Origin of the sequence: Streptomyces coerulescens, from assembly GCF_042657965.1 — a bacterium.
In the GTDB taxonomy this organism is placed as follows: Bacteria; Actinomycetota; Actinomycetes; order Streptomycetales; family Streptomycetaceae; genus Streptomyces; species Streptomyces coerulescens.
In genome coordinates, this window is record NZ_JBHSKM010000002.1 from 1,256,251 (window position 1) to 1,281,909 (window position 25,659).

Consider the following 25,659-nt stretch of genomic DNA (forward strand, 5'->3'; position numbering starts at 1 on the left):
CCGGCGATGTGACGGGACGAAAAAGACGAGGGCCGCATCCCCGCCGATCGGGGATGCGGCCCTCAACTGCCGTTTGCTGACGCCTACTTGCGGATCAGGCTGCGCAGCACGTACTGCATGATGCCGCCGTTGCGGTAGTAGTCGGCCTCACCGGGGGTGTCGATGCGGACGACCGCGTCGAACTCGACGCCCGTGTCGGTGGTGACCTTCACCGTGCTCGGGGTGGTGCCCTCGTTCAGCTCGGTCACGCCGGTGATGGAGAAGGTCTCCTCGCCGGTCAGGCCCAGCGAGTCGGCGTTCTGGCCGGCCGGGAACTGCAGCGGCAGGACGCCCATGCCGATGAGGTTCGAGCGGTGGATGCGCTCGTACGACTCGGTGATGACGGCCTTGACGCCAAGCAGGGCCGTGCCCTTGGCCGCCCAGTCGCGGGACGAGCCGGAGCCGTACTCCTTGCCGCCCAGGATGACCAGCGGGATGCCGGCGGCCTGGTAGTTCTGCGAGGCGTCGTAGATGAACGACACCGGCGCGTCGGCCTGGGTGAAGTCGCGGGTGAAGCCGCCCTCGGTGCCCGGCGCGATCTGGTTGCGCAGACGGATGTTGGCGAACGTGCCGCGGATCATGACCTCGTGGTTGCCTCGGCGCGAGCCGTAGGAGTTGAAGTCACGACGCTCCACACCGTGCTCGGTGAGGTACTTGCCGGCCGGGGTGTCGGCCTTGATGGCACCGGCCGGGGAGATGTGGTCGGTGGTGACCGAGTCGCCCAGCTTGGCCAGGACGCGGGCGCCCGCGATGTCGGAGACCGGGGTGGTCTCCATGGTCATGCCCTCGAAGTACGGGGGCTTGCGGACGTACGTCGACTCGGCGTCCCACTCGAAGGTGTTGCCGGTCGGGATCGGCAGCGCCTGCCACTGGGCGTCGCCCGCGAAGACGTCGGAGTAGGACTTGGAGAACATGTCCTCGCCGATGGCGTTCGCCACGACGTCGTTGACCTCGGCCTCGGAGGGCCAGATGTCCTTCAGGAAGACCGGGTTGCCGTCCTGGTCGGCGCCGAGCGCGTCGCGGGTGATGTCCACCTTCATGGAGCCCGCGAGGGCGTACGCGACGACCAGCGGCGGGGAGGCCAGGTAGTTCATCTTGACGTCGGGGTTGATCCGGCCCTCGAAGTTCCGGTTGCCGGAGAGGACCGAGGTGACCGCGAGGTCGTGGTCGTTGACGGCCTTGGAGACCTCCTCCGGCAGCGGGCCGGAGTTGCCGATGCAGGTGGTGCAGCCGTAGCCGACGAGGTTGAAGCCGACCTTGTCGAGGTACGGGGTCAGGCCCGCCTTGTCGAAGTAGTCGGTGACGACCTTCGAACCCGGGGCGAGGGTGGTCTTGACCCACGGCTTGCGGGTCAGGCCCTTCTCGACGGCCTTCTTGGCCACCAGCGCGGCGGCGACCATGACGTACGGGTTCGAGGTGTTGGTGCAGGAGGTGATGGCCGCGACGGTGACCGCGCCGTGGTCGATCTCGTACGTCGAGCCGTCGGGGGCGGTCACGGTGACCGGGTTGGACGGGGCGCCGTTCGGGGCGACGGCCGGGGCGTCGGAGGCCGGGAAGGACTCCTGGCCCGCCTCGTCGACGACGTCGACGTAGTTGCGGACGTCCAGCTTGAACTGCTCGGCGGCGTTCGCGAGGACGATGCGGTCCTGCGGGCGCTTCGGGCCGGCGATGGAGGGGACGACCGTGGAGAGGTCGAGCTCCAGCTTCTCGGAGAAGTCCGGCTCGGCCTTCGGGTCCAGCCAGAGGCCCTGCTCCTTGGCGTACGCCTCGACGAGCGCGACCTGCTGGTCGGAGCGGCCGGTCAGCCGCAGGTAGTTCAGGGTCTCGTCGTCGATCGGGAAGATCGCGGCGGTGGAGCCGAACTCCGGCGACATGTTGCCGATGGTGGCGCGGTTGGCGAGGGAGGTGGCGGCCACGCCCTCGCCGTAGAACTCGACGAACTTGCCGACGACGCCGTGCTTGCGGAGCATCTCGGTGATGGTCAGCACGAGGTCGGTGGCGGTGGTGCCGGGCTGGAGCTCACCGGTCAGCTTGAAGCCGACGACGCGCGGGATGAGCATGGAGACCGGCTGGCCGAGCATGGCGGCCTCGGCCTCGATGCCGCCGACGCCCCAGCCGAGGACGCCGAGGCCGTTGACCATGGTGGTGTGCGAGTCGGTGCCGACGAGGGTGTCGGGGTACGCCTGGCCGTTACGGACCATGACCGTGCGCGCGAGGTGCTCGATGTTCACCTGGTGGACGATGCCGGTGCCCGGCGGGACGACCTTGAAGTCGTCGAAGGCGGTCTGGCCCCAGCGCAGGAACTGGTAGCGCTCCTTGTTGCGGCCGTACTCCAGCTCGACGTTCTGGGCGAAGGCCTCGTGGGTGCCGAACTTGTCGGCGATGACGGAGTGGTCGATGACCAGCTCGGCCGGGGAGAGCGGGTTGACCTTCGCCGGGTCGCCGCCGAGCTCCTTGACGGCCTCACGCATGGTCGCGAGGTCCACGACACACGGCACGCCGGTGAAGTCCTGCATGATCACGCGGGCCGGCGTGAACTGGATCTCCTGCGACGGCTGGGCCTGGGAGTCCCAGCTGCCGAGGGCGCGGATGTGGTCGGCGGTGATGTTCGCGCCGTCCTCGGTGCGGAGGAGGTTCTCCAGCAGCACCTTCAGGCTGTAAGGGAGGCGCGCGGCGCCCTCGACCTTGTCCAGCCTGAAGATCTCGTACGACTCGTCGCCCACGCGCAGCGTGCTGCGGGCGTCGAAGCTGTTCGCCGACACGACAGTCTCCTTCATTGATGTGCGCGTACCACCACGATCCTGCCGCCACGGCATCTTGGCCGATCCGCTAAGGTAAGGCTAAGTTAGGTAACCCTTACCGTCGGATCGGTGGTGCCGCGCGGCTGCGGTGCACCTCGGCAGATATCTCGATGTCGAGATAACTCTAGTACATGGGGCCGCGATGGTCATGCCCGGGGCTTCGGCATGCCTTCTTTCCTGGATTCCGCATACCCCCTTTGCATGACCATGCGGCGTCATGCATACTCTTCCTATGAGCAAGGTCCTCACCTCCCTTCCCACCGGCGAGCGCGTCGGCATCGCCTTCTCGGGCGGTCTCGACACCTCGGTCGCGGTCGCCTGGATGCGCGACAAGGGCGCCGTCCCGTGCACCTACACCGCCGACATCGGCCAGTACGACGAGCCCGACATCGCCTCGGTGCCCGGCCGCGCCAAGGCCTACGGCGCCGAGGTGGCGCGTCTGGTCGACTGCCGTGCCGCCCTCGTCGAGGAGGGCCTGGCCGCGCTGACCTGCGGTGCGTTCCACATCCGCTCCGGCGGACGGGCGTACTTCAACACCACGCCGCTGGGCCGTGCCGTCACCGGCACGCTGCTGGTGCGCGCGATGCTCGAGGACAACGTCCAGATCTGGGGCGACGGCTCGACCTTCAAGGGCAACGACATCGAGCGGTTCTACCGCTACGGCCTGCTCGCCAACCCGAACCTGCGGATCTACAAGCCCTGGCTGGACGCGGACTTCGTGACCGAGCTCGGCGGCCGCAAGGAGATGTCGGAGTGGCTGCTCGCCCACGGGCTGCCCTACCGGGACTCCACGGAGAAGGCGTACTCCACGGACGCCAACATCTGGGGCGCCACCCACGAGGCCAAGACCCTGGAACACCTGGACACCGGCGTCGAGACCGTCGAGCCGATCATGGGCGTGAAGTTCTGGGACCCGTCCATCGAGATCGCCCCCGAGGACGTGACGATCGGCTTCGAGCAGGGCCGGCCGGTCACCATCAACGGCAAGGAGTTCGCCTCCCCCGTCGACCTGGTGATGGAGGCCAACGCCATCGGCGGCCGCCACGGCCTGGGCATGTCGGACCAGATCGAGAACCGGATCATCGAGGCCAAGAGCCGCGGCATCTACGAGGCGCCGGGCATGGCCCTGCTGCACACCGCGTACGAGCGCCTGGTCAACGCGATCCACAACGAGGACACCCTCGCCCAGTACCACAACGAGGGCCGGCGGCTCGGCCGGCTGATGTACGAGGGCCGCTGGCTGGACCCGCAGGCGCTGATGATCCGGGAGTCGCTCCAGCGGTGGGTCGGCGCGGCCGTCACCGGCGAGGTGACCCTGCGGCTGCGGCGCGGCGAGGACTACTCGATCCTCGACACGACCGGCCCGGCGTTCAGCTACCACCCGGACAAGCTGTCCATGGAGCGCACCGAGGACTCGGCGTTCGGCCCGGTGGACCGGATCGGTCAGCTGACCATGCGCAACCTCGACATCGCCGACTCCCGCGCCAAGCTGGAGCAGTACGTCGGCCTCGGCCTGATCGGCACCGGCAGCCCCACCGTCGGCGCCTCCCAGGCCGCCGCGACCGGTCTGATCGGCACCATGCCGGAGCTGCCGGAGGGCGGCGCCGAGGCCATCGCCTCCCGCGGCGAGGTGTCCGAGGAGGACGCGCTCCTGGACCGCGCCGCGATGGAGTCCGGCACGGACTGACCGACCGGGACACCGGACGGGACACCGCGGACCGCGGACCAGGGACGGACCGGGGACGGACCACCGGAGGGGCCGGTCCGACGCTGAGAGCGTCGGACCGGCCCCTCCGCCTTTCCGACACGCCATCACCGGATGCAATATGACATGAATGAATATGCTGGGACATTCCGGATGACGTCGTACCCGTACCGCCGGGCGGCGTTGACGCCACGTCACCCGAATGGCCCCCCTGGGAATGTGCCATCTCATATCTGAGATAGCCTCAACCTCATGGCAGACGACTACCTCGTACGCATCGGCAAGCTCATCCGTGACGCCCGGCAACACCGTGGCTGGACACAGACGCAGCTGGCCGAGGCGCTCGGCACCTCCCAGAGCGCCGTCAATCGCATCGAGCGCGGCAACCAGAACATCAGCCTTGAGATGATCGCCCGGATCGGCGAAGCCCTGGACAGCGAGATCGTGTCGCTGGGTTACGCCGGTCCGATGCATCTGAGGGTCGTCGGCGGACGTCGGCTGTCCGGTTCGATCGACGTCAAGACCAGTAAGAACGCCTGCGTGGCCCTGCTGTGCGCCTCCCTGCTCAACAAGGGCCGCACGCTGCTGCGCCGGGTCGCCCGCATCGAGGAGGTGTACCGCCTGCTGGAGGTGCTCAACTCCATCGGTGTGCGCACCCGTTGGATCAACGACGGCGTCGACCTGGAGATCGTGCCGCCGGCCGAGCTGGACATGGGCGCGATCGACGCGGAGGCCGCCGTCCGCACCCGCTCGATCATCATGTTCCTCGGCCCGCTGCTGCACCGCATGAACCACTTCAAGCTGCCGTACGCCGGTGGCTGCGACCTCGGTACGCGCACCATCGAGCCGCACATGATCGCCCTGCGCCGCTTCGGCCTGGACGTCGCGGCGACCGAGGGTCAGTACCACGCCGTGGTGGACCGCGGGGTACGTCCCGACCGGCCGATCGTGCTGACCGAGCGCGGCGACACCGTGACCGAGAACGCGCTGCTGGCCGCCGCCCGGCACGACGGCGTCACGGTCATCCGCAACGCCTCCTCCAACTACATGGTCCAGGACCTCTGTTTCTTCCTGGAGACGCTCGGCGTCCGCGTCGAGGGCATCGGCACGACGACGCTCACGGTCCACGGCGTGCCGAACATCGACGTGGACGTCGACTACTCCCCCTCGGAGGACCCGGTCGAGGCGATGAGCCTGCTGGCCGCCGCCGTGGTGACGGAGTCGGAGCTGACGGTGCGTCGCGTGCCGATCGAGTTCCTGGAGATCGAGCTCGCGGTCCTGGAGGAGATGGGCCTCGACCACGACCGCACCCCCGAGTACTTCGCCGACAACGGCCGTACGCGCCTGGTGGACCTCACCGTCCGTCCCTCCAAACTGGAGGCGCCGATCGACAAGATCCACCCCATGCCCTTCCCGGGCCTGAACATCGACAACGTCCCGTTCTTCGCGGCCATCGCCGCCGTCGCGTCGGGCAAGACCCTCATCCACGACTGGGTCTACGACAACCGCGCGATCTACCTCACCGACCTCAACCGCCTCGGCGGCCGCCTCCAGTTGCTGGACCCCCACCGCGTCCTGGTCGAGGGCCCCACCCGCTGGCGCGCCGCGGAAATGATGTGCCCGCCGGCCCTGCGCCCCGCCGTGGTCGTCCTGCTGGCGATGATGGCGGCGGAGGGCACGTCCGTGCTCCGCAACGTGTACGTCATCAACCGGGGTTACGAGGACCTCGCCGAGCGCCTGAACTCCATCGGGGCGCAGATCGAGATCTTCCGGGACATCTGATCGACGGAAGCCGTCGCACCCTGTCCGACCTGCTACTGAGCAGGCCGGGATGGGGTGCGGCGGTATCTATGGGACTTCAGCAGCGCATCGCTTCCACCTGGTCCGCCAGGGAGTCGATCAGCCTGCGCTCGCCGGCCTTGGTGTACTCCTTGTTGTCGAACGCCAGGAACGAGTTGCTGCCGAATTCGATGGCGCGGTTCTTCGCCTCGAGGTAAACACTGAACCCGGACGGAACAACTCCGTTGTCGTTCTTCTTGTACTGGGCGGTGACCCCGAGGGTGACGATCTTGTAGCTCGCGTTGCACCGCAGGGTCTTGCGCTCCACGGCCTTCAGGATCCTGTCGGCCGACTTGGTGACCGGGACGACATTGGCGCGGTGGCCCGCACCTCTGACGCCGGCGGGGATCATCCGCGCGCCAACGTGCCCGGGACCGCCCCACTCACCCACGACGGCCTCGCACAGGCCGAGCTTGGGGTCCCGATCCACAGCCCCGATCCGGATCTCGGCGTTAGCCGGCCTGCCAAGCTTGTCCGTCTTGTAGGTCTGCCAGGAGGGGCCCGCGGGGTCCGTCCGATAAGTGTGCTTCTTCTGGAGGTACTTGGCGCAGGGGATCTCCGCCGCGGCCGTCGCATTGACCTGTACGGCCTGAGCCCCGTCCGGGGACCCGGTGTCGGCGTGGGCCGACGAGCCGGCGCCCGCCATCACGGCGAGAGAGGCAGTGGCGGCCAGTACCGCCAGGACACGCCCAGTGGGCTGACGATCGCGCATTTCGCGTCCTTCCTGAGAAGAGAAGAGAGGGAATGAAATAGAAGAGGCTTCTCGCTACCGCGCAGCGCGGTAGGCGGCACCCACGCGGTTGGCCTGCGTGCCGTTGTAGAGGCCGGTGCCATGGCCTCTTTGCGTGGAAAGCGTGAACCACGCGTACCGCTTGACGTACGGCAGTTTCTCCAGCATTGCGGTCGACTTCTTCACGAAGGCGGCCTGCCGTTCCTTGCTCGGATACTTCGGCGCCCCACTGGAGAAGTCGATCAGCGCGTACTCGGTCAGCCAGATGGGTTTCTTGTAGCGCTGGTACACGGCACGCAGGTAGTTCTTCAAGTGACCGGTCGCGGCTTGAGCGTTGAAGTCCGAGCCGTACCAATGCAGGGGAACGAAGTCGACCCGGTGGCCGCGGGCGGCGGCGCCTTTCATGAAGCGGTCGAGCCAGCCGCCGGCCAGGTCACCGCCGGTGGCCACCGCGGGTGCTCCGAGGCGCATTCCGGTCGACTGCAGCCGGGGCCACAGATCCAGAGCCTCCCTCACGGACATCCCCGCCTGGTCCGCCCGGTCGGGTTCGTTGAATCCGAGCAGGGTTCCGCCCTGCGCCTTGGCTCGTCCGAGATGTTGTTCGGTCACGAAGTCCCGGCCCCAGATCATGGGTACGAACTCGACGCCGGGCGGGGGCTTGATCTTCTGCCTGTCCGAGGCCCAGGTGTAGAACCAGCCGACGTTCGCGTCGGCCATCGCCCCGGTGACCCCCTTGAATTTCCAGGCGCTGACGCCCTTCTTCTTCACAGCGGCGGTGGATGCGCTCGCGTCGGCCTGGTTGCTCCCGGTGGAGGTGAGCACGGTCAGGACGGCCAGCAGCACCACGAGTAAGCGCAGTTTGCGCATGGCTTCCACGCTCCCGCGTCAGAACTTGGCGCCGAAGTCCTGCGTCCAGTACGTCCCGTGCGCGGTACCGGGCCTCTTCACGTGGCCGACGCCCAGGTGCTTGAGCGAGCAGTTGAGAATGTTGGCCCGATGCCCCGGGGACTTCATCCACCCCTTGACGACCGCGGCCGCGCTCTTCTGACCGGCGGCGACGTTCTCCGCGAGCGCGCTGAAGCCGGTGTAGCCCGCCGCCCTGGCCCTGGTCACCATGGTGCTGCCGTTGGAGCCGACATGGTCGACGAAGTTGTGCCTGGCCATGTCGGCGGAGTGCCGTTGGGCGGCCTCGGCGAGCGCGGAGTTGTACTTCAGCTTGGGGCAACCGGCCTTGACCCGTTCGGCGTTCGTCAGCTTGAACACGCCGGCTCGCAGCGATTCAGCGGACGGTGCCGCCGATGCCGAGGCGGCGGAGGTGGCCGACAACGCGGTGGTGGCCGCGGTGACCGTAAGGACCGTGGCGAGGTACCTGGATATGCGCATTCTTTCCGTTCCCATCTGGTCGGAGTTCGGGTGATGAGCAGCCCGAACGGCGCGAGTCGAGCACTGATTCGACTCATTCGAGCTTTCCATTCCAGATTGAATGCGGTCAATTTAATCCGGTTCTGCCGGTCTTTAATTCGCGCGCAGTCCGCCCGACATCCTGACCGTCGCGCCAAGTCCTTTTCCGACGGAATGCGAAGGAGCCCCGCCGAGCTGCCGCAGGAGTGACGCAGCCCCGAGGGCGGCGGCATGGTCGCCCAACTCCGCAGGCCGGACGAGCGGCGACGGCCGCGATCCGCACCGTACGACGTTCGCCAGCAGTTCACGCTGTACCGACTCCATCAGGGTGGGGCCGACGGTGACGAGTTCGCCGCCCACGACGACGATGCCGGGTTCGAGCGCGTTGACCAGACCCGCCAGGACCCTCCCCACGTAGGTCCCTGCCCGGCGTAGCACCGCATGGGCGGCCGGATCTCCGGAACCCAAGGCGGCCAGCAGGTCCGGTAAGTCCGCCCCGGGTCGGTACGCGTCGAGCATGGCCGTGGTCGAGGCGACGGTCTGCAGACAACCCTGGCCACCGCAGGGGCACTTCACGCCTCCGGGCTCCGCGGTGATATGCCCGAACTCCCCCGACCGGCCGTGTGCGCCACGGTGCAGCACGCCACCGCTCACCAAGGCCCCACCGACAGCGTCCGAGAGTTCCAGGTACAGCACGTCTCGCTGTCCGTGGGCCGCGCCCCAGACCGTCTCGGCCAGGGCCGCGAGCCGTGCGGCATTGTCGAGCCGCACCCGGGTGCCGAAGCTGCGGCCCATCATCACCGCCATGGCCCGCTTATCGAGCGCGGCGCGCGAGTCGGTCGCCGGGCCCGTCACCGCGACTCCCACACCGTTCAGGGCATCGAGTCCCAGTCGTCCGCCGGTCAGGGTGCGGACGAGCCGGCGTGCGATGACAATACGGTCCGGCCACTGGGCCGTTGGGGAATGCGCTTCACTCGCCGCACTGATGGCGTCGGGGCGCTCCAAGTCGTGGCGCCCCAAGCCTCCGGGCCTCGAGCCTCCGCGCCCCAGGTCGTCGCGGTCCCCCGCCACCGCGACCACGCGAACAGCCCGCCGCCCGAAGTCGATCCCGAGCACCCGGCCGGCCTCCGGGTTCAGAATCAGCTTCTCCGCCGGGCGGCCCCGCCTGCGCGGAGTGCTGTCCGGCACCGCGGCGATCACCTGGCCACTGTCCACGAGCCTGCTGACGACGTCGTACAGCGTGGTGCGTGACAGTCCTGACAGCTCCCCCAACTCGCTCCGTGTCAGCGGGCCGAACTCGCGGAGCAAGCGCAGCATCCGGTCCCCGTACTGTTCCCGTGCCCATGTGGTGTTGCGTGTCGCGTTCGGCACTTCTCCCCCCTCCTCGCGGCAACCCCCTCCGCCGCAAAGAGGAAAGTAGGGACCGTTCTTGTGGAATCTTTGTGATCGCGCCCGGCCCCTCCTGAACCGCCCCTCCCGGCACGGTGGACAGGCGGTCAGGTCGGGCCGTTGTCAACGCGCAGCACGAAACCGACACCCCGCACCGTGTGCAGGATGCGGGGACGCCCCTCTGCCTCCGTCTTGCGCCTCAGATAGCTGACGAACGTGTCCACGGCGTCGGTACGGACGCGGGCGTCGTAGCCCCAGACGTGTTCGAGCAGTTGGCCGCGGGTGAGGACCAGGCCCGCGTTCCGGGCCAGCATCTCCAGGAGGTGGAACTCACGGGGCGTCAGGTGCAGGAGCTGCCCGTCCAGCCACGCCTGGCGGGCGGACGGTTCCACGACCAGGCCGCCGACCCGGACCCGGTCCGTCGCGGCGGGAGGACGCCGGCGCAGGAGGGCGTGCAGACGCAGCGTCAGTTCCTGGAGGGCGAAGGGCTTGACCAGGTAGTCGTCGCCGCCGGCCTGCAGCCCGGCGATCCTGTCGGCAGTTTCGTCCAGTCCGGAGAGCATGAGCACGGGCACGTCGTCCCCGTTCTCGCGCAGTGTCCGGCACACTTCGATGCCGCTCAGGTCGGGCATGCAGACATCGAGGACAACGATGTCCGGACGGATTCTGTTCATCGACTCCATCGCGGAACGGCCGTCACCGGCCAGCGTCACCTCGAAGCCCCCCAGCCGGAGTCCGCGTTCCAGCGAACGTCGCGTGCTGACGTCGTCATCGGCCACGAGAACTCGTCCGGCCCTGCCGGCCATGCGTCACTCCTCTCAAGGTGTTGCCCATGCCTGCGGGCGCGATGCCCTGCGTGGGCCGACTGACCCCGGTTTCCTGCCCGTTGGTCCGAGGCCGCTCGCCACTCATCCCGCGGACCGGCGGGACGTCTTCAACGCCACCAGCGGCTCGCGCAGAGTGGCGCCCAGTTCGGTGATCTCGTACTCGACGCGGGGTGGGATCTCGGGGTGGATGGTCCGGCGGACCAGCCCGTCCCGCTCCAGCGCGCGGAGTGTCTGCGTGAGCATCTTCTCGCTCACGCCCTCCAGCTTCCTGCGCAGCACGGTGTAGCGCTCGGCACCGGCTTCCACCAGCTCTCCGAGGACGAGCACGGTCCACTTGTCGCCGATGCGGTGCAGAACGTCGCGGGACGGACAGCCGCCGGCGTACGGGTCCCACTCGGTGCGAGACTCCTTCGTCATGCCCTCACCCGCCATGCCTTCGCCCCTCGCCGCGTGCACGTCCCGCTGCCGCGGTAAGCGTATCCAGGGGAGGAAACTCTCCGAAGAGACGGGGACTCTACGCCGGAGAGCGGCCGGCTGCGGGCGACTCGGGCCGTATCGCGCGGTACTGCGACGGTGTGCAGCCCATGACCCGGCGGAAGCTCCGGGAGAAGTGCTCGGAGCCTGAGAAGCCGCAGCGCTGGCCTATGGCTGCGATGGTCTCGGTGCCGTGATCCAGGTGCGTTCGCGCCGACGCGATCCTCAGCTCGGTGAGATACCGGTAGGGCGTGGCGCCCGTGGCGTTCTTGAAGCAGCGCAGGAAGTGGAAGCGGCTGAAGGAGACCAGCGCGGCGAGATCGTCCAGGGTGATGGGCCGCGCGAAGTTGGCTCTCATGTACGAGGTGACGGCATCCAGTTGCTGCTGGGTGAGACCGCCCGCCGGCTCCTTCGGGGCGGCGGTGCGCGACCGCGCAATGCGGAGGTGGGCGAGGATGAAACTCGCCGCCGAGTCCGCGTACGTGTCGTCGGCGCCGAGTTCACCGGCAGCCACGACCGCCTTCACCATTTCGGCGAGCACCGGATCGGAGGTGACAGCGGGACACGGGTGCGGGGACTGCTGCTCCCCCATCCGGAATTCCTCGCCGGCGAACCGGCGCACCATGGCCTCGGGAATGGCGAGGGACGCGATCACGGCGGGCCTGTTCCCTCTCGGGGACACGACCAGCGGCCGGTTCGGTTCCGCGGGGGTGACGCAGACGTCCTCCGGCAGCAGGACCGTCTCCTGCGTGTCCCCGCGGCCCCCGTGGACGGCGAGGATGCCGCTCACGTGCACACTCAGCCCGATACCCGTCGACGGCGGCACCGGAAGCGTGTGCACGCCCTTGCCCAGCGTCCGCTTCCACACATGCAGCGCACGCCACATCGTGTGGGCGACCGCGGTGGTTCCGTCCAACGTCGGCGTTCCTCTCTTCCTGGGATACGACAGTGCTTTCCGGAACCATGACAAGGAGGAGGTGCCGTTCTCAAGGAATCCGGGCGGGAAAAATCGACGCCAGGCGGGATTAATTCAGCGCATTGATTTCCAACCCATGATTTGCCGACCCCGGGCGGGGTGGATTCGAGCCAGAATTAATCAGCCTCGGCCGGGATTAATTCCGGATGCCTGCGCCGCGCCGCTCAACCAGTCGCGGCGCAGCAACGGAAGTGTGTGCTCGAACTCCCGCACGCCGGTCAGCGGCAGCCGTACCTCGCAGCGTGTGCCGCGCTGCCCGTCCGGGCGGTCCGACATCGAGATCTGCCCCTGGTGCAGGGTGACCTGCTGGGCGACGAGGGTGAGGCCCAGCCCGGAGCCGGGGCTCTCCGGACCGTGCCAGAAACGCTCGAAAATCTTCTCCCGGCGTTCGGGCGGGATGCCGGGGCCGTCGTCGTCCACGGTGAGTACCGCGATCCGCTCGCCCGGCCGGTCGGACAGCCGCAGGCTCACCACGATGGTGGCGGCGCGTTCTCCGACCCTGCCGTGCACCCGGGCGTTGGTCAGCAGGTTGTCCACCGCCGAGCGCAGTCCCTCCGCCCAGCCGTGCGCGATCAGTCCCGACGCCGCCTGCACGGACACCTCGGTCCCGGGGTGGGCGCGGCGCAGTCCGTCGACGCAGGAGTGCACCAACTCCCCGAGGTCCAGCGACTCGAACGCCTCGGCCTCGACCAGATCGCCCTGCGCCAGGGTCCGCAGCATCGAGAGCAGGCCGACCAGTCTCTCCTGCTCGGCCACCAACTCGGCCAGTACCTCCGTCCGTTCCGCCGGTTCGAGCTCGAACGGCCCGGCCAGGACATCCAGATTGGCGCGGATGCTCGCCAACGGCGAACGCAGCTCATGAGAGGCCGCCGCCGCGAACGACCGGGCCGTGGCCAATGCCTCCCCGGTACGTGCCACCTGCTCGTCGTAGCGGTTGAGCACTGTCTGCAGGGTGAGCGCGAGGTCATCGACCTCGGCGATGCGGGTGGGGCGGTGCTCCAGCCGGGCAGAGCTGGTTCGCGGGTCGAGTCCGCTGGTACGCCGTTGCAGTCGGCGCAGCGGCAGCACAGCCCGGTTGGCGATGGCCCAGGCTGCCGCTCCCGCCAGTGGCAGGGCCAGCGCGGCCCCGACGTAGACACGTCGGCGCACCAGCGCCAGCTCCTCCTCGACGGTGTCCGGTGAGAACAGCCAGAGGTTGGGCCGGTCTTGCTTCCGGTCGATTGCGACAGGCAGCGAAAGGACCAGCCAGTCCCGGCCGTCGACGGTCACCCTCAGCGGCTTCGGGGCGCTGTACGGCAGCTGTGCGGACGGGAGTTGGGGACCGGCTCGCAGCGTGCCCGTGGGTCCGGTGACCCATACGCCCATGCCGCTGGTGGACTTGATGAGCCGCCGCCGGCGGACCTCCTCGACCACCGGCTGGCCGGTCCCGGCCGCGTCCAGGTAGTTCTTGGTGTTCTTGGCCACGACGGTGGCACGTGCCTGTAGTTGAGCGTCCTGCTGCCGGCGAAGGTCATCGGTGATGAGGCTCAGCAGCAGCCAGCCGCAGGCCACGATCAGCACGGGTACGCCGCCGCCGACGGTGAGGGCGAGCCGAGTGGAGAGCTTCACCGGCGGCCACCGGTCGTCCGCTCACCGGCATCCGTACGCAGGACGAATCCTCCGTCGACCATCAGCACCCGTCACCCGTCACCCGTCACCCGCACTCCGCCGGCCTCGGCCCGTCCAGTGCGTGCGGACGGCCCCCGCCAACACTACGGGGCGGGGGCCATCCGCGGAAAAAGGATCTACGGGTTCCCGGCGCTCCAACAGCCGTCGCCACGGCAGTCCTTGAGTCGCGTCAGCGCGTCGTGCAGCTTGTCCAGCCGGGCCCCGCCGAGCTGCCCCACGGTGTTGTGCAGTTGGTAGGGGTCGGTGCGGAGGTCGTAGTACTCCTTCGCTCCGCTGCCGTACTCGACGTAGGTGTAGGAGTTGGTGCGCAGGGCATGGTAGTTCGGCGGGCTGATGCTCTCCCCGCCGTCGTTGTCGGGGTCGCCCGGCGACTTGTCGGCATGCCGGTGCTCGATCAGGTTGCTCGTGCGCCAGTTGGCGTCGGAGCCGCCGTCGAGGAGCGGAAGCAGGCTGTGCCCGTCCACCCGGGACGACACCGGGGCGCCGCCGATCCGCTGGAAGGTGGGCGCGAGGTCGATGTTCGACACCTGGGCGTTGCTCGTCCTGCCTGCCGCGACACCGGGTCCGGCGATCACCAGCGGTACCCGGACGTCGGTGTCGAAGGCGGTCTGCTTGCCCGCCTTGAGGCGGTACTCGCCCAGGTGGAAGCCGTTGTCGGAGCCGAAGACGATGTAGGTGTCGTCGGCGACGCCGGCCCTGGCCAGGGTGTTGCGCAGCTTCTTGATCATCTCGTCGATCGACTGGAGCGCCTGGGCGCGCTTGCGGAACTTCCGGTCGATCGTGTTCTTCTCGTGCTGGGTCAGCCGGTCCTGCCGGGCCAGCCACGGCGGGGTGTTGGTCGGCAACTTGTCGAACGCGGGACTGCGCGGGGCCTCAAGGCCGGGGAAGGCGTTCTCGTGACGGGGCGCCGGCGTGGAGGGACCGTGCGGCGTGAAGAGTGCGATCTCCAGCAGGAACGGCTTGTTCGCCGCCGCGGACTTCTTGACGAAGCTCGTGCCCTTCTTGCTCAGCACGTCGGTCAGATAGTCCTTCGGCCGGTCGCCGTGCGACTCGATCTGGTGGTTGTGGGCGAGCTTGTAGTCGTAGCCCTCATAGCCACCGCCGACGACGTCCCACTGGTCCCAGCCCGGCGGTACGTACGGCTTCTGGCCCGCGACGGTGTCGTTGGGGCTGTAGCCGTTCAGGTACTTGCCCATCATCGCGGTGCGATAGCCCTTGGCCTGAAGGGCCGTGGCGAAGGTGTCCCGCTCCTCTCCGCCACTGTGGAAGGCGCCGAATCCGCCGTTCGGCCCGTCGTTGCTGAGGACTCCGGTGTTGTGGGGGTATCGGCCGGTGAAGATGGACGCCCGGGACGGGCAGCACAGCGAGTTGCTGACCACGAAGTCGCTGAACGTCATGCCCTGCGACCGGAGTTTCTGAACCTCCGGCATGTACGGCAGGAGATTCGAGGACATGTCGTCGGTGAGGACGAACACAATGTTCGGCTTTTCCGCCGCGACCGCTACCGGCTGTGTGGTGACGGCGGGACTGTTCTTTGTCACGGCCATTCCACTCGGGGCTGCCAGAGCCAGTGCCGCTGCGCCGACTATCAGGGTCAGCAATTGACGAGTACGAATCATATCGAAAGCGTGGCAGCCGGATTCCGCGCCGGTCAACACCCATAAGTGCTGGGGGATTTATTCCTGGATTTATTCCGGCTCTGCGGCAAGTCGATCCGGCACGCAAAACCGGCATACAAAAGATGAACACCGGGCGCCGACACGAAAACCCGTGACGTCGCCCGGTGTTCGGGGGAGCCCAGAGGCGGGGGAAGGGAGAGGAACGCCGCCCCCGGGCGGGAATCAGGCCCTGCCGGCGGCCCTGTAGAGCTTGCGGGCGCGGTCGCCGAGACGCGGGTGGTACTCGCTTACGTCCGTGCCGACGGCGATGTTGCCGACCAGAACACCGACACCCTTGTCGGCTTTGAACTCGGCGAGGAAGGCACCACCGCTGGATCCGCCGGTCTGTACGCAGTCGATGCCCCACATGGTGGAGCCGGGGCGCCCGAGGTCGCGGTGTTCCTTGCCCTGGCAGTGGTTCAGCCGCTCGCCGTTGCCCTCGGCGCGCGAACCGCCGTAGCCGAAGGAATGGACGTAACGCCCGGTCGGCGCATTGAACTTGATGCCCTGCGCACCACCCACGATCTTGGCGAGCGGGCGGCCGTCACGCTTGCGCAGGGTGGCGAAGGCGACGTCCCAGTTGGCATTGCCCTGGCTGGACACGTACGACTTCAGGTGGAAGAGCTTCTTCGCGGTGAAGGTGCCGTGCGGGCGCCGGCCCTTGTGGTAGCCCGGAATGAAGATCCACTTGCGGAAGACCTCGCCGGTGCGGGCGTCCACCACACAGTGCCCGGCGGTGAGGACGACCGACTTGTTCTTGCTGTTGGCGACGGTCGCCGAGCAGGTGAACAGGTCGCCGGCGGCGTTCTCGAAGAACACCTTGCCCGCGGTCCTGCTGATCAGCCCGCCGCGCTTCCAGGGCTTCGGCTCGGAAGCGAGCGTGGACACGGGCGTCTCGTCGGTGGCGGGCGCAGTGGTCTCCGCGTCCGGGAAGACCGCCGGCGGGACGGACAGTCGAGGCCCGCCGTCGTCGGTGGGGAGCGATGTGACGGCCGGCGTCTGCGGGGCGGTGGCGGGCGCGGCCATCTCCTTGGCGGCGTTCAGCCGGGCGTCGGTCCAGAACTCCAGGGCTCTGTCCTGCACCTGGTCGGAGAAGGCGGTGGCACGGGTCTCGCTGTCGGCGGGTGCGGGCCCCGCCTGCGCCGGCCCGACGGTGGCGCCCAGGGCGGCGAGGCTGAGGACGCTGACCAGCATCGCGGTACGTCTCATGGATTCGGCTCCGAAGAAGGTGGGGGTGGTACGGCATGGGCATGACATCGGGGTGCCGGACGCCCGGGGATTTCACGGGGCGTCCGGCACCGGCTCAGCGGGTCAGCAACTGAGGTTCTTGCCCGGCTTGACGTCGAGGATCTTGGTGAACTTCTTGTACGTGTTCACCCGGCTCTGCACCTGGGCCGGGTTGCCGCCGTTGCACTCGATGGCGCCGTTGATGCTGCGGATCGTCTGTCCGAAGCCCTTGCTCTTGACCATGGCGCTGTGCGGGGTCATGGTGCCCGCGCCGGACTGGGTCATCCAGAACCACAGTCCCGTCTTCCATGCCACGACGGGGTTCTTCTGCACCAGCCCCGGCTTGTGGAGCAGGTCGATGCCGAGCGCGTCTCCGGCGGCCTTGTAGTTGAAGTTCCAGCTGAGCTGGATCGGCCCGCGACCGTGGTACGCGGACTGCCCCGCCGGGCAGCCGTACGGCTGCGTGGTGTCGCAGTACGACGGCCAGTTGGCCTGGTTCTGCTCGACGATGTAGCGCCCGCCGCCGGTCTCGTGGTGGACGTTGGCGAGGAAGGCGGCCGCCTCACGCTTCTTGGTCTTGGCGTTGCCCTTGTCCGCGAAGGCCGGGTACTTCTTCATCGCCTTGACCAGGGCTTCGTAGTTGTAGAAGGGCTTGTGGTTCGGGAACATCTTGTTGTACTCCGCCTTGCTGACGACGAAGTCACCCTGCGCGGCGGGCGCGGCAAGTTCGGCAGGCGCGGCGGACGCGGTCGCCGCGGTGAGACCGGCCCCGGTCGTCGCCAGCAGCACGGCGGTCAGAAGGGCATGAGCGGTACGCATCTTCGGCATGGTGGAAACTCCCCGATTTAATGGGTTCTTGATCGACGGAATGAAGCGACGGGTCAGCGGAAGGAACGGGCTGGTCAACGGACGAACTTCCACTTGACCTTGTGAATGACGCCCTTGGAGGGGTCGGCCAGCTTCGCGAAAGCCGGCTGGCTGAGGTCGATGTGATGGGGACCGCATTCCATGCACTTGTCCCGGATCGGGACGGTGATGGTCTTCCCGCGGAAGGTCAACCGGACCTTGGCGTGGCAGAGCGGGTCGCGGTTGGGGTTGTCGGCCTTCCACCACTTCGGTGAGACCGCCACGAGCATCTGGGTCGCGGCGTCGAGAGGCTTGCCGCAGGCCCCGGTACCGGCATCGTTGTAGAAGGTCGCCTTGCCCTGGCGGACCTTGCCGAACGGGACGGCGGACGCCGGCGACGCCTGGGCTACGCCGAGAACGGCCGCCGCCAGGGTGATGGCGAGGACCGACTGCGTACGACGGACAACGGGCATGACAGATCGCCTTTCGTCAGTGGATCGGAAGGGGAGAGCGGCCGTACCGGCCCGTCAGAACGGGGTCAGCGTCAGGTGCATGGCCTGCGGCTGGGTGTCCTGGATGTACGACGCCCACTCGGCGACGTCGTCGAAGGCGAAGCCGTACGCCTTGCCGTTGCCCATCTGGGCGTGGATGGCACGCGCATAGTGGTTGGTGATCTCCGGCTTGTAGAAGGTCGCCGCGCGGGTGGTGGGCTGCTTCGGATGGCTGAGCAGCGTGGAGCGGTTGAAGCCGGCGCCCAGGATCGCGGCGACTGGACCGGTGACCCCGTCGTTGGGGGCGGCGAGCGCGCCGTCGCAGAAGAGCACGTCGCGGGTGGAGGGCTTGGCGAAGGAGACCGTCGCCGGGCCGTGGAAGGTGAGCTTGCCGTTGTCGACCCGGCCGGTGAACGCACCTGCGACGGTACGGACATGGAGCGGCTGCTGCCGGTAGGTCTGCCAGACCCTGTCGATGTACGGGTCGAAGTAGTGCTTGCCGAACCGGCCCGCGTCGAGTCCGTGACTCGGCGCGATGACCCGCCGTTCGCCGACGACCAGCCTTCCGAAGCCGGGGGTGTTCTCCATGGCCCGGAAGATGCGGGCCCGGCCGCCCTGCCGCATCGTGCCGGTGGTCTGGTCCCGGTTCCCGGAGAGCCGGATCATCAGCGGCACACTGAACATGTCGACCATGGTGGTGTTGCAGAACATGCCGGACTCGTTGTGCGTGAACTCCACGAAGTCGTGCAGCACGGGGAAGTTGGGGTCGTTCTTCACCCAGCCCGCCGGGTGCTGGAGCGCGGGCCGCCCGGCCCCGTCCTGGACGGCCTTGAGCTTGAGCTTGCCGCCCAGGGACACGTAGATCCGGCCGGACATGTGCGGCAGCCGGATCCGCGTGGTGCCGCGGGCGTCGAGCGGGATGGCGTAGTCGGTGAAGCCGTTGTCCTTGTTGTCGGAGACCTTGACCGGCTCGACCGTGCCGCGAGGTGTGACCCGGACCTGACGGTCGCCCCGGCTGCCGACTATGTAGAGGTGGACGTTGCGGTTGGCGAACTCACCGCTGTTGTTGTGGATGACCAGAGGCAGACCGCCGGCGCGCTCCCCCGGCAGGGCCGGGCCGTCCTCGTCCGCGGCGAGGGCGGGACGCGCACCCGCGGCGAGCGCGGCGCCGGCCACGGCGGCACCGGCCAGCGAGGTGAGGGCCCTGCGGCGGGAGAACACCGGTGAATCAAGCGGCACCATGCGGGAAATCCCTTTCTTTACCACGGACATGTCCGTTTCTTTTCTCGAGCGCTTCTGGCGTGAACGCGGTCAAACCTAGCCAGCGTTGACGCGCGACAGTCATCAAAAATTGCTGCGGGACGGACAGTTGTTGCGAGGACCGCGAACGTCAAAGGGGCTGTGCCTGCCCGACGTTTTCGTGGGAACGTCGGGCAGGCACAGCCCGGGGAATTGACCGTAAAAGGGTGGCCCGAGATTCAACGCAGGGTCGCCTCGATGAACGAGAACGGTGTGGGAATGGCGACGATTCGATCCAGTGGCTCCTGCCAGTGGGAGTTCACTGGGACTTTCCTGGGACTTCCGGCTGCATCAGCCGGTACGAGCCTGAAACAGCCGAAAGGGCATTCACGCAGGTCAACGACCTGCTCCGGCCGGTCTCGGCAGGTCACAGCACCGTCTGGACAACCTCTTAGGCGTGCTCCGCAAGCCCCCCGACTCAAGGTTTGGCGGGCGGAAAGCAGGTGGCGGAAGCCCGCGACTGCTCCGAGCCGGCGTGCGGTGGGGCTACTCGGCCCGCCACCACCCCTGACCGACGTGCCAGTCCCTCACCCAGTGCCGGAAATCGGGCCTGGGCTGTTGGGCCGGGGAGCCTGAATACGGTGTGGCGCATCCGTCTCGGAGCCACCACACACGACCGCGCTGCGGCCCGGTCACCACCAGCGTCCAATAGTCTCCGGGCTTGTCGCTGCCCAGCAGCACCGAGCCGTGTTGGTAAGTGTGGTGCAACAGAGACGAGCGGCGCGTGTGGTCGTCGTAGTCGTACTCCCACTGCCACTCCTCCTCGAGAGGGAAGGGCCGGCCAGGCGCGCGAGCCGGTGTGCCGTCGAACGGCAGCGGACTCATCCAGCAGTCCGCTTCCCAGACGGCCCAGCTGTCCGGCTTCTCCCCCAAGGGCAACAGGCCACCCTCGTCCGGCGGGCCGTCGTGGGTACCGTTCGCGATCTCGGCCACGAAAGTGCGATACGGCTCGGGCAGCACCACGCTGTGCCTGTGCTCCCACTCCCGAAGCGCCTCCCAGCCCAAGGGACGGTGGCGGACCTCCGCCGGGAAGGCGTCGCACATCAGGGCCATCGCATCCGAGATCGCGTCGTCCATGCCGTACACGTATCACCGGCCACTGACAATCCGACGTGCTCAGCCGAGCCTGACGGCGTGCGAGGCACAGGGCCGTGTGGGTTAAGCTTGTTTCAGAGCCGGTCGCCGGAAGTTCGGTTGGCTGGTGTTGCGTTGGTGGTCCAAGGAAAGACGCCCCACTTCCTGTGGGGAGATGCAGGTGCAAGGCCTGCCCGGCGCTCGATCACGGGCCCCGTCCACAGACGGGGCCCGTTGTGTTGTGCGGCCCGGGGCGGGTCAGTCGTCGGGGATGCCCGGGGTGCTGAGGGCGGGGACCGTTTGTTCGGGGCGGGTCAGGGAGCGGGTGGCCTGGCGGAACTGGGCGAGTTTGTCGATGATGGTCTGGCCCACGGGGGTGTGACCCCAGATACTGATGCCCTGGTGGGTGGAGGGTTCCCAGGTGCACTCGTCGATGACGACCGGGTTCCAGCCGACCTCCCACTCGAAGCCGGACGGGGTGCGGGCGTAGTAGGACAGCTCCTTGTCGTTGGTGTGCTGACCCACGGACAGGGCCATGTCGAAGCCGAGTTCATGGACGCGCTGGTAGCTGCGGGCGACGTCGTCGAGGGTCGCGGCCTGGATGTTGAGGTGCTGGACGCGGGTGCGGATCGGGTCGATCGGCAGGCCGCGGACGGCGGCGACGGCGATGGAGTGGTGGCGTTCGTTGACCCGCAGGAAGCGGATCTTGAGTTTGACGCCGCTGATCGTCTCGTCGATGCAGTCGGTGAGACGGGCGTCGAAGACGGTGTTGAAGTAGCCGCGTATCAGGGCCGGCCGGGTGGAGGTGAGGGCGACATGGCCCATGCCCGAGTCGCCCGTGACCCAGCCGGACGCCGGCATCTTCAGGGGCCGCGGTGAGATGACCGGGGTGGTGTAGATCTCCTGGGTGATGCCCTTGGGGCCGGGGAAGCGCAGCAGGCGTTCGACGCCGCGCATCCTCGCCTCCTCGGCAGAGCCGTGCACGACGGGAACGCCGTGGGCACGGACCCGGGCCTCGATCTGCTCGAAGGTGGTGTGGTCGTCGAGGTGCCAGCCGGTGGCCACGACGTCCTCGGCCGGCCCGCGCCGTAGCAGGAAGCGGCACTCCTGGTCGTCGAGGCGGAAACGCATCAGGTCGGTGTCGAGGTCGTCGTGGTGCATGCCGATGGCGTCGGTTCCGAAGCGGCGCCAGTCGGCGAAGCGGTTGGTCTCGATGACGATGTAGCCGAGGTGGACCGCGCCGAAGACGTTCTGGTTCATCGGCGGCCCGCCAGGAAGTCGGCGCAGAGCCGGTTGAACAGCTCGGCACGTTCGAACTGCACCCAGTGCCCGGTGTTGGCGACCTCGTACAGGTCGCAGTTGGGCATACGGTCGGCCAGCATCCGGCCGCCGGACGGACGGTTGACCTTGTCGGCCGCGCCCCACAGCACCAGGGTCGGCACGGGCAGCCGGGCGAGGCGGGCGTCGCGGGTGAAGTCCATCCGCCACAGCGTGCGCAGCGCGTTCGGACCGGACGGGCGGCGCAGCGGCGGGGCCGCCACCACCTCCGGGTCGACGCTGTCGCGGTAGCGCGCGTCGATCACGCTGTCGGGGACGTCGGCGGCGTTGAAGACGAGGTAGGTGCGGATGAACTTCTCCAGCTTCAGCCGCGAAGGGCCGTCCCCGGAGTAGTAGTTGAGCAGGCTGGTCAGGCCCGGCGTCGGCAGCGCGCGGGTGGTGCCGACGCCGCCGGGGCCCATCAGGACCATATGGTCGACCCGGTCGGGGGTGTCCAGGGCGAGGCGCAGGGCACAGGCACCGCCGTAGGAGTTGCCGACCAGGTGTGCCTTGTCCAGGCCGAGTTCGTCGAGCAGGCCGCGGATGCCGGTGGCGAGGTGTCCGAAGGGGTCGGCGCCGTCCACGCCCTTGGTGCTGCGGCCGTAGCCGGGCAGGTCGGGGACGATGACCCGGTACTCCTTGGCCAGGTCGGCGATGTTGCGGGCGTAGTTGGAGACGCCGGAAGCGCCTGGACCGCCGCCGTGCAGCAGCAGGACGGGTGGGCCGTCGCCGGTCTCCGCGACGAAGATCCTCCTGCCGAGGACGCCGACCAGCGACTCGTGCATCGGCGGGAATGGGGGTGGGGTGTGGGTGCTCATGGCGTTCCTTGGGGCGTGGTCCAGGGGGTCGTCGCGGTCGCGATGGTCGGTCCGATCGATCCGGTCGATCCGGTCGATCCGGTCACGGTGGTCGGTCCGGCCGATCCCGTCGCGGTGGTCGATCCCGTCGCCCCGGTCGCGGCAGTCGAGCCGGTCGCGGCAGTCGCGGTGATCGAGCCGGTCATGTCAGTCGCGGTGGGCGCGGTGGGCGCCCGTGGGGGCGTCGGGGTGAATCCGGCCGGGGGCGGTGGGAGCGGGGCGTCGGCTGGGGCGGCCGCATAGACGTAGGCGTCCGGGCGCAGGGCAAGGGTGGCGGCGCGGTGCCGGGTCAGCCAGGCCCGCAGCACGCCGTCGCAGTCGACGACCGCGCCCTCGGCGGGAGTTGAGCCGGCCGGCAGGACGGTCAGGGCGGGGACCCCGTAGCGCTCCCACGCGGGCTGCGGGGTCGACGGTGCGCCGTGCAGGAGCAGCCAGCGGCCGCCGAGCACGTCGTCCAGGCGGACCCGGGCGCCGTCGGGGGCGATGACCCAGGGCTGGGGGATCTGGTGGCCGGGGGCCGTGGTGCGGGAGGCCGCCGTACGGGACCCGATGCGGGAGCGGCGGGCGCGGAAGCCGTCGGCGTAATGGGCGACGGGGATCCAGTGGGAGTCCTGGAGCCGGCCGCCGAGGCCCGGTACGCGGTTCAGCAGCGGCAGCACCGTGTCCCGGACCCGGGTGACCGCGAGGCGCCGCTCGGTGATGATCCGGCCGACGAACACCGCCCGCCGGGTGACCTCCTTGACGTGCGGCTTGCGTTCGGCCTCGTAGCTGTCGAGCAGCGACTCGGGCAGTTCTCCGCGCAGCACGGCGTCGAGCTTCCAGCACAGGTTCGCCACGTCGCGCACGCCGGCGGCCATGCCCTGCCCGATCCACGGCGGCATGGCATGGGCGGCGTCACCGGCGAGGAAGACCCGGCCCACCCGGAAACGGGCGGCGAAGCGGACGTGATGGCTGTAGACGGTGGCGCGCAGGATCTCGATCCGGTCCCGGCCGATCCCGTATCGCGACACCATCGAGTAGATCGCGTCGTCGGTCGTCAGATACGTCTCGTCGTCGCCCGGCAGGATCGGGAACTCCCAGCGGTGGTGCCCGAGCGGGGTCGGGCAGTCGACCGCCGGGCGGGCCGGGTCGCAGCGGAAGCGCAGCCGGTCGTGGTCCGGCCAGGGCTCGATCATCCTGGTGTCGATGACGACCCATCGGTCCTCGTACGTCCGTCCTTCGTAGCCCACGTTGAGCTGTGCGCGGGTGAGGCTGGAGCCGCCGTCGGCCGCGATGACGTACCGGGCGCGCAGTCGTCGTACGGAGTCGTCCGCGGTGCCCACCACGGTCAGTTCCACCGCGTCGGCGTCCTGGCGCAGCCGCAGGCACTCGTGTCGCAGCCGCACCTCGACGTTGGGGTAGCGGTCGACTCCGTCGCGCAGAACCTCTTCCAGCGCGGGCTGGTGGAGGAACATCTGCGGCGGGTGGCCGTGCCCGCGCGGAGCGGGGTGTGCGCTGAGGAAGGCGCGGCCGCGCGCGTCGACGAAGTCGAGCGGCCGGTCGGCGAGCATGTCCTGCTCGAGACGGTCGGCCAGGCCGATGCGCTGCCAGATCCGCAGGACCTCCTCGTCGGTGGAGACCGCCCGGGCCCGGGAGTAGATCTCGGCGTCGCGCTCCAGGACGACGACCCGCAGGCCCGCCGCGCCCAGCAGATTCGCGGCGGTCACGCCCGTGGGGCCGTACCCGATCACCGCCACGTCGTACACGGCGTCACCGCTCCCGTCGTCGGCCCCGGCTCCGGCCCTGTTCCCGGCGCTGATCCCACTCATCAGGCCACCTCACTGTCGTCCCTGTCGCGGTTGTCCACAGCTCGTCACAGCTCGCGGCTGCCCCGTCGTTGCTGTAGCGTTCACTCCAATTGGAATGGACGCTACGGTAAGGTCGGCGTAAGGGCCGGTCAAGTGCCGATACGCAGGCCCACTCCCCCGAGCACGCCGAGAGGCAGCACCATGACCACCGCACTCCGCCGGATCGACGTCCATCAGCACCTCGTCCCGCCCCTCTACCGGGAGGCGCTCGCCAGGTACGGCATCGTCGAGGCGGGCGGACGCGCCCTGCCCGAGTGGAGTCCCGGGGCGGCACTGGAGCAGATGGACCTGCTGGGCACCGAGACGGCGATCCTGTCGGTCTCCACCCCCGGCACCGGATTTCTCACCGAGCCGGGCGAGGCGGCCGATCTGGCCCAGCGGCTCAACGACTTCTGCGCCGCCCTGAGCACCGAACACCCCTCCCGCTTCGGCTGGTTCGCCACGCTGCCCATGCCCGACGTCACCGCGTCGGCGCGGGAGGCCGAGCGGGCGCTCACCGAACTGGGCGCCGACGGCGTCACCCTGCTCGCCAACAACCAGGGCCCCTATCTGGGCGCCGAGGGACAGGACGCCCTGTGGCGGGTCCTCGACGAGCACGGTGCCGTCGTCCTCGTCCACCCGGCCGATCTGCCCGCGCCCGCCGTCGAGGGCATCCCGCCGTTCGCCGCGGACTTCCTCCTCGACACCACCCGCGCCGCGTACTTGCTGGTCCGCAACGGCGTCCCGCGCCGCCACCCGAACATCCGGTTCGTCCTCAGCCACGGCGGCGGCTTCCTGCCGTACGCCTCCCACCGCATGGCCGTCGCCATCGCCGCCGACATCGGGCGCGGCCCCCGCGACGTCCTGGAGGACTTCCAGGGCTTCTACTTCGACACCGCGCTGTCCTCCAGTCCGGCCGCGCTGCCCACGCTGCTCTCCTTCGCCCGGCCGGGGCACGTCCTGTTCGGCAGCGACTGGCCCTTCGCGCCGGCCGCGGCGGGCCAGTACTTCGCCAACGGGCTGGACGACGGCGTCGCCGCCGACACCCTCGCTGCCGTCAACCGCACCAACGCCGAGGCCCTCTTCCCCCGGCTGGCCCGGGGCGCCGCGGCGCCTGCCCCGTCCTGCCCGCTCCCGGTACGGCTGCGTCAGTCCGCACGGCGCGCCGGCGCCCGGCTGTTCTTCAAGCTCGTCCAGCCCGGCGCCAAGTGACAC

At 68.9% G+C, this 25,659-nt stretch carries 21 protein-coding genes; 3 read left to right on the top strand and 18 right to left on the bottom strand.

Annotated features, from left to right (window positions below):
- Positions 1–83 precede the first annotated feature (83 nt).
- Positions 84–2,801, bottom strand: a complete 2,718-nt coding sequence (gene acnA / locus ACFPQ9_RS07010; protein WP_380848180.1) for an aconitate hydratase AcnA — start codon at positions 2,799–2,801, stop codon at positions 84–86.
- A gap of 271 nt (positions 2,802–3,072) precedes the next feature.
- Between acnA and argG the strand changes: the two genes are divergently transcribed.
- Both argG and ACFPQ9_RS07020 read left to right on the top strand, forming a co-directional pair.
- Positions 3,073–4,527, top strand: a complete 1,455-nt coding sequence (gene argG / locus ACFPQ9_RS07015; RefSeq protein WP_380848183.1) for an argininosuccinate synthase — start codon at positions 3,073–3,075, stop codon at positions 4,525–4,527.
- Between the two features lie 270 nt (positions 4,528–4,797).
- On the top strand, positions 4,798–6,327 hold the full coding sequence (locus tag ACFPQ9_RS07020; protein ID WP_380848186.1) for a helix-turn-helix domain-containing protein: 1,530 nt from the start codon (positions 4,798–4,800) through the stop codon (positions 6,325–6,327).
- Positions 6,328–6,403: 76 nt separating this feature from the next.
- Here ACFPQ9_RS07020 and ACFPQ9_RS07025 read toward each other — a convergent pair whose 3' ends face one another.
- The 17 genes from ACFPQ9_RS07025 to ACFPQ9_RS07105 form a co-directional block, all read right to left on the bottom strand.
- Positions 6,404–7,096 (bottom strand): DNA/RNA non-specific endonuclease, encoded by a 693-nt coding sequence (locus ACFPQ9_RS07025; RefSeq protein WP_380848189.1) that lies wholly within the window; start codon positions 7,094–7,096, stop codon positions 6,404–6,406.
- Between the two features lie 54 nt (positions 7,097–7,150).
- The gene (locus tag ACFPQ9_RS07030; RefSeq protein WP_380848192.1) at positions 7,151–7,981 is read right to left on the bottom strand and encodes a glycoside hydrolase family protein; all 831 of its coding nucleotides are present in this window, start codon (positions 7,979–7,981) and stop codon (positions 7,151–7,153) included.
- Between the two features lie 18 nt (positions 7,982–7,999).
- On the bottom strand, positions 8,000–8,497 hold the full coding sequence (locus ACFPQ9_RS07035) for a CAP domain-containing protein (protein ID WP_380848195.1): 498 nt from the start codon (positions 8,495–8,497) through the stop codon (positions 8,000–8,002).
- 132 nt (positions 8,498–8,629) lie between these two features.
- On the bottom strand, positions 8,630–9,832 hold the full coding sequence (locus tag ACFPQ9_RS07040; RefSeq protein WP_380848486.1) for an ROK family transcriptional regulator: 1,203 nt from the start codon (positions 9,830–9,832) through the stop codon (positions 8,630–8,632).
- A 179-nt stretch (positions 9,833–10,011) separates the two neighbouring features.
- Positions 10,012–10,710, bottom strand: coding sequence for a response regulator transcription factor (locus tag ACFPQ9_RS07045; RefSeq protein WP_380848198.1), 699 nt, complete (start codon positions 10,708–10,710; stop codon positions 10,012–10,014).
- 102 nt (positions 10,711–10,812) lie between these two features.
- Entirely contained in the window at positions 10,813–11,148 is a 336-nt protein-coding gene (locus ACFPQ9_RS07050) for a winged helix-turn-helix transcriptional regulator (protein ID WP_380848201.1), read from the bottom strand.
- A 97-nt stretch (positions 11,149–11,245) separates the two neighbouring features.
- The gene (locus ACFPQ9_RS07055) at positions 11,246–12,121 is read right to left on the bottom strand and encodes a helix-turn-helix domain-containing protein (RefSeq protein WP_380848204.1); all 876 of its coding nucleotides are present in this window, start codon (positions 12,119–12,121) and stop codon (positions 11,246–11,248) included.
- A gap of 180 nt (positions 12,122–12,301) precedes the next feature.
- Complete coding sequence (locus ACFPQ9_RS07060) at positions 12,302–13,789, bottom strand: sensor histidine kinase (protein WP_380848207.1); 1,488 nt, start codon at positions 13,787–13,789, stop codon at positions 12,302–12,304.
- Positions 13,790–13,965: 176 nt separating this feature from the next.
- Positions 13,966–15,396 carry a sulfatase family protein gene (locus tag ACFPQ9_RS07065; RefSeq protein WP_380848210.1) on the bottom strand — a complete coding sequence of 477 codons (1,431 nt, stop codon included), beginning with the start codon at positions 15,394–15,396 and terminating at the stop codon, positions 13,966–13,968.
- A 294-nt stretch (positions 15,397–15,690) separates the two neighbouring features.
- Positions 15,691–16,716 (bottom strand): trypsin-like serine peptidase, encoded by a 1,026-nt coding sequence (locus tag ACFPQ9_RS07070; RefSeq protein WP_380848213.1) that lies wholly within the window; start codon positions 16,714–16,716, stop codon positions 15,691–15,693.
- A 102-nt stretch (positions 16,717–16,818) separates the two neighbouring features.
- A complete protein-coding gene (locus ACFPQ9_RS07075; protein WP_380848489.1) occupies positions 16,819–17,553 on the bottom strand; it encodes a chitinase in 735 nt (244 codons plus the stop codon).
- Between the two features lie 83 nt (positions 17,554–17,636).
- Positions 17,637–18,053 (bottom strand): cysteine/serine endopeptidase inhibitor, encoded by a 417-nt coding sequence (locus ACFPQ9_RS07080; protein WP_380848216.1) that lies wholly within the window; start codon positions 18,051–18,053, stop codon positions 17,637–17,639.
- A 54-nt stretch (positions 18,054–18,107) separates the two neighbouring features.
- Positions 18,108–19,313, bottom strand: a complete 1,206-nt coding sequence (locus ACFPQ9_RS07085; RefSeq protein WP_380848219.1) for a beta-1,3-glucanase family protein — start codon at positions 19,311–19,313, stop codon at positions 18,108–18,110.
- Between the two features lie 543 nt (positions 19,314–19,856).
- On the bottom strand, positions 19,857–20,447 hold the full coding sequence (locus tag ACFPQ9_RS07090; RefSeq protein ID WP_380848222.1) for an SMI1/KNR4 family protein: 591 nt from the start codon (positions 20,445–20,447) through the stop codon (positions 19,857–19,859).
- A gap of 255 nt (positions 20,448–20,702) precedes the next feature.
- Entirely contained in the window at positions 20,703–21,704 is a 1,002-nt protein-coding gene (locus ACFPQ9_RS07095) for a VOC family protein (protein WP_380848225.1), read from the bottom strand.
- Positions 21,701–22,579, bottom strand: a complete 879-nt coding sequence (locus tag ACFPQ9_RS07100) for an alpha/beta fold hydrolase (RefSeq protein WP_380848228.1) — start codon at positions 22,577–22,579, stop codon at positions 21,701–21,703. The genes ACFPQ9_RS07095 and ACFPQ9_RS07100 overlap by 4 nt, the downstream gene beginning before the upstream one ends.
- Entirely contained in the window at positions 22,576–24,426 is a 1,851-nt protein-coding gene (locus ACFPQ9_RS07105; RefSeq protein WP_380848231.1) for a bifunctional 3-(3-hydroxy-phenyl)propionate/3-hydroxycinnamic acid hydroxylase, read from the bottom strand. The genes ACFPQ9_RS07100 and ACFPQ9_RS07105 overlap by 4 nt, the downstream gene beginning before the upstream one ends.
- Before the next feature lie 180 nt (positions 24,427–24,606).
- Here ACFPQ9_RS07105 and ACFPQ9_RS07110 point away from each other — a divergent pair, with 180 nt between their 5' ends.
- The gene (locus ACFPQ9_RS07110) at positions 24,607–25,656 is read left to right on the top strand and encodes an amidohydrolase family protein (RefSeq protein WP_380848234.1); all 1,050 of its coding nucleotides are present in this window, start codon (positions 24,607–24,609) and stop codon (positions 25,654–25,656) included.
- Positions 25,657–25,659 lie beyond the last annotated feature (3 nt).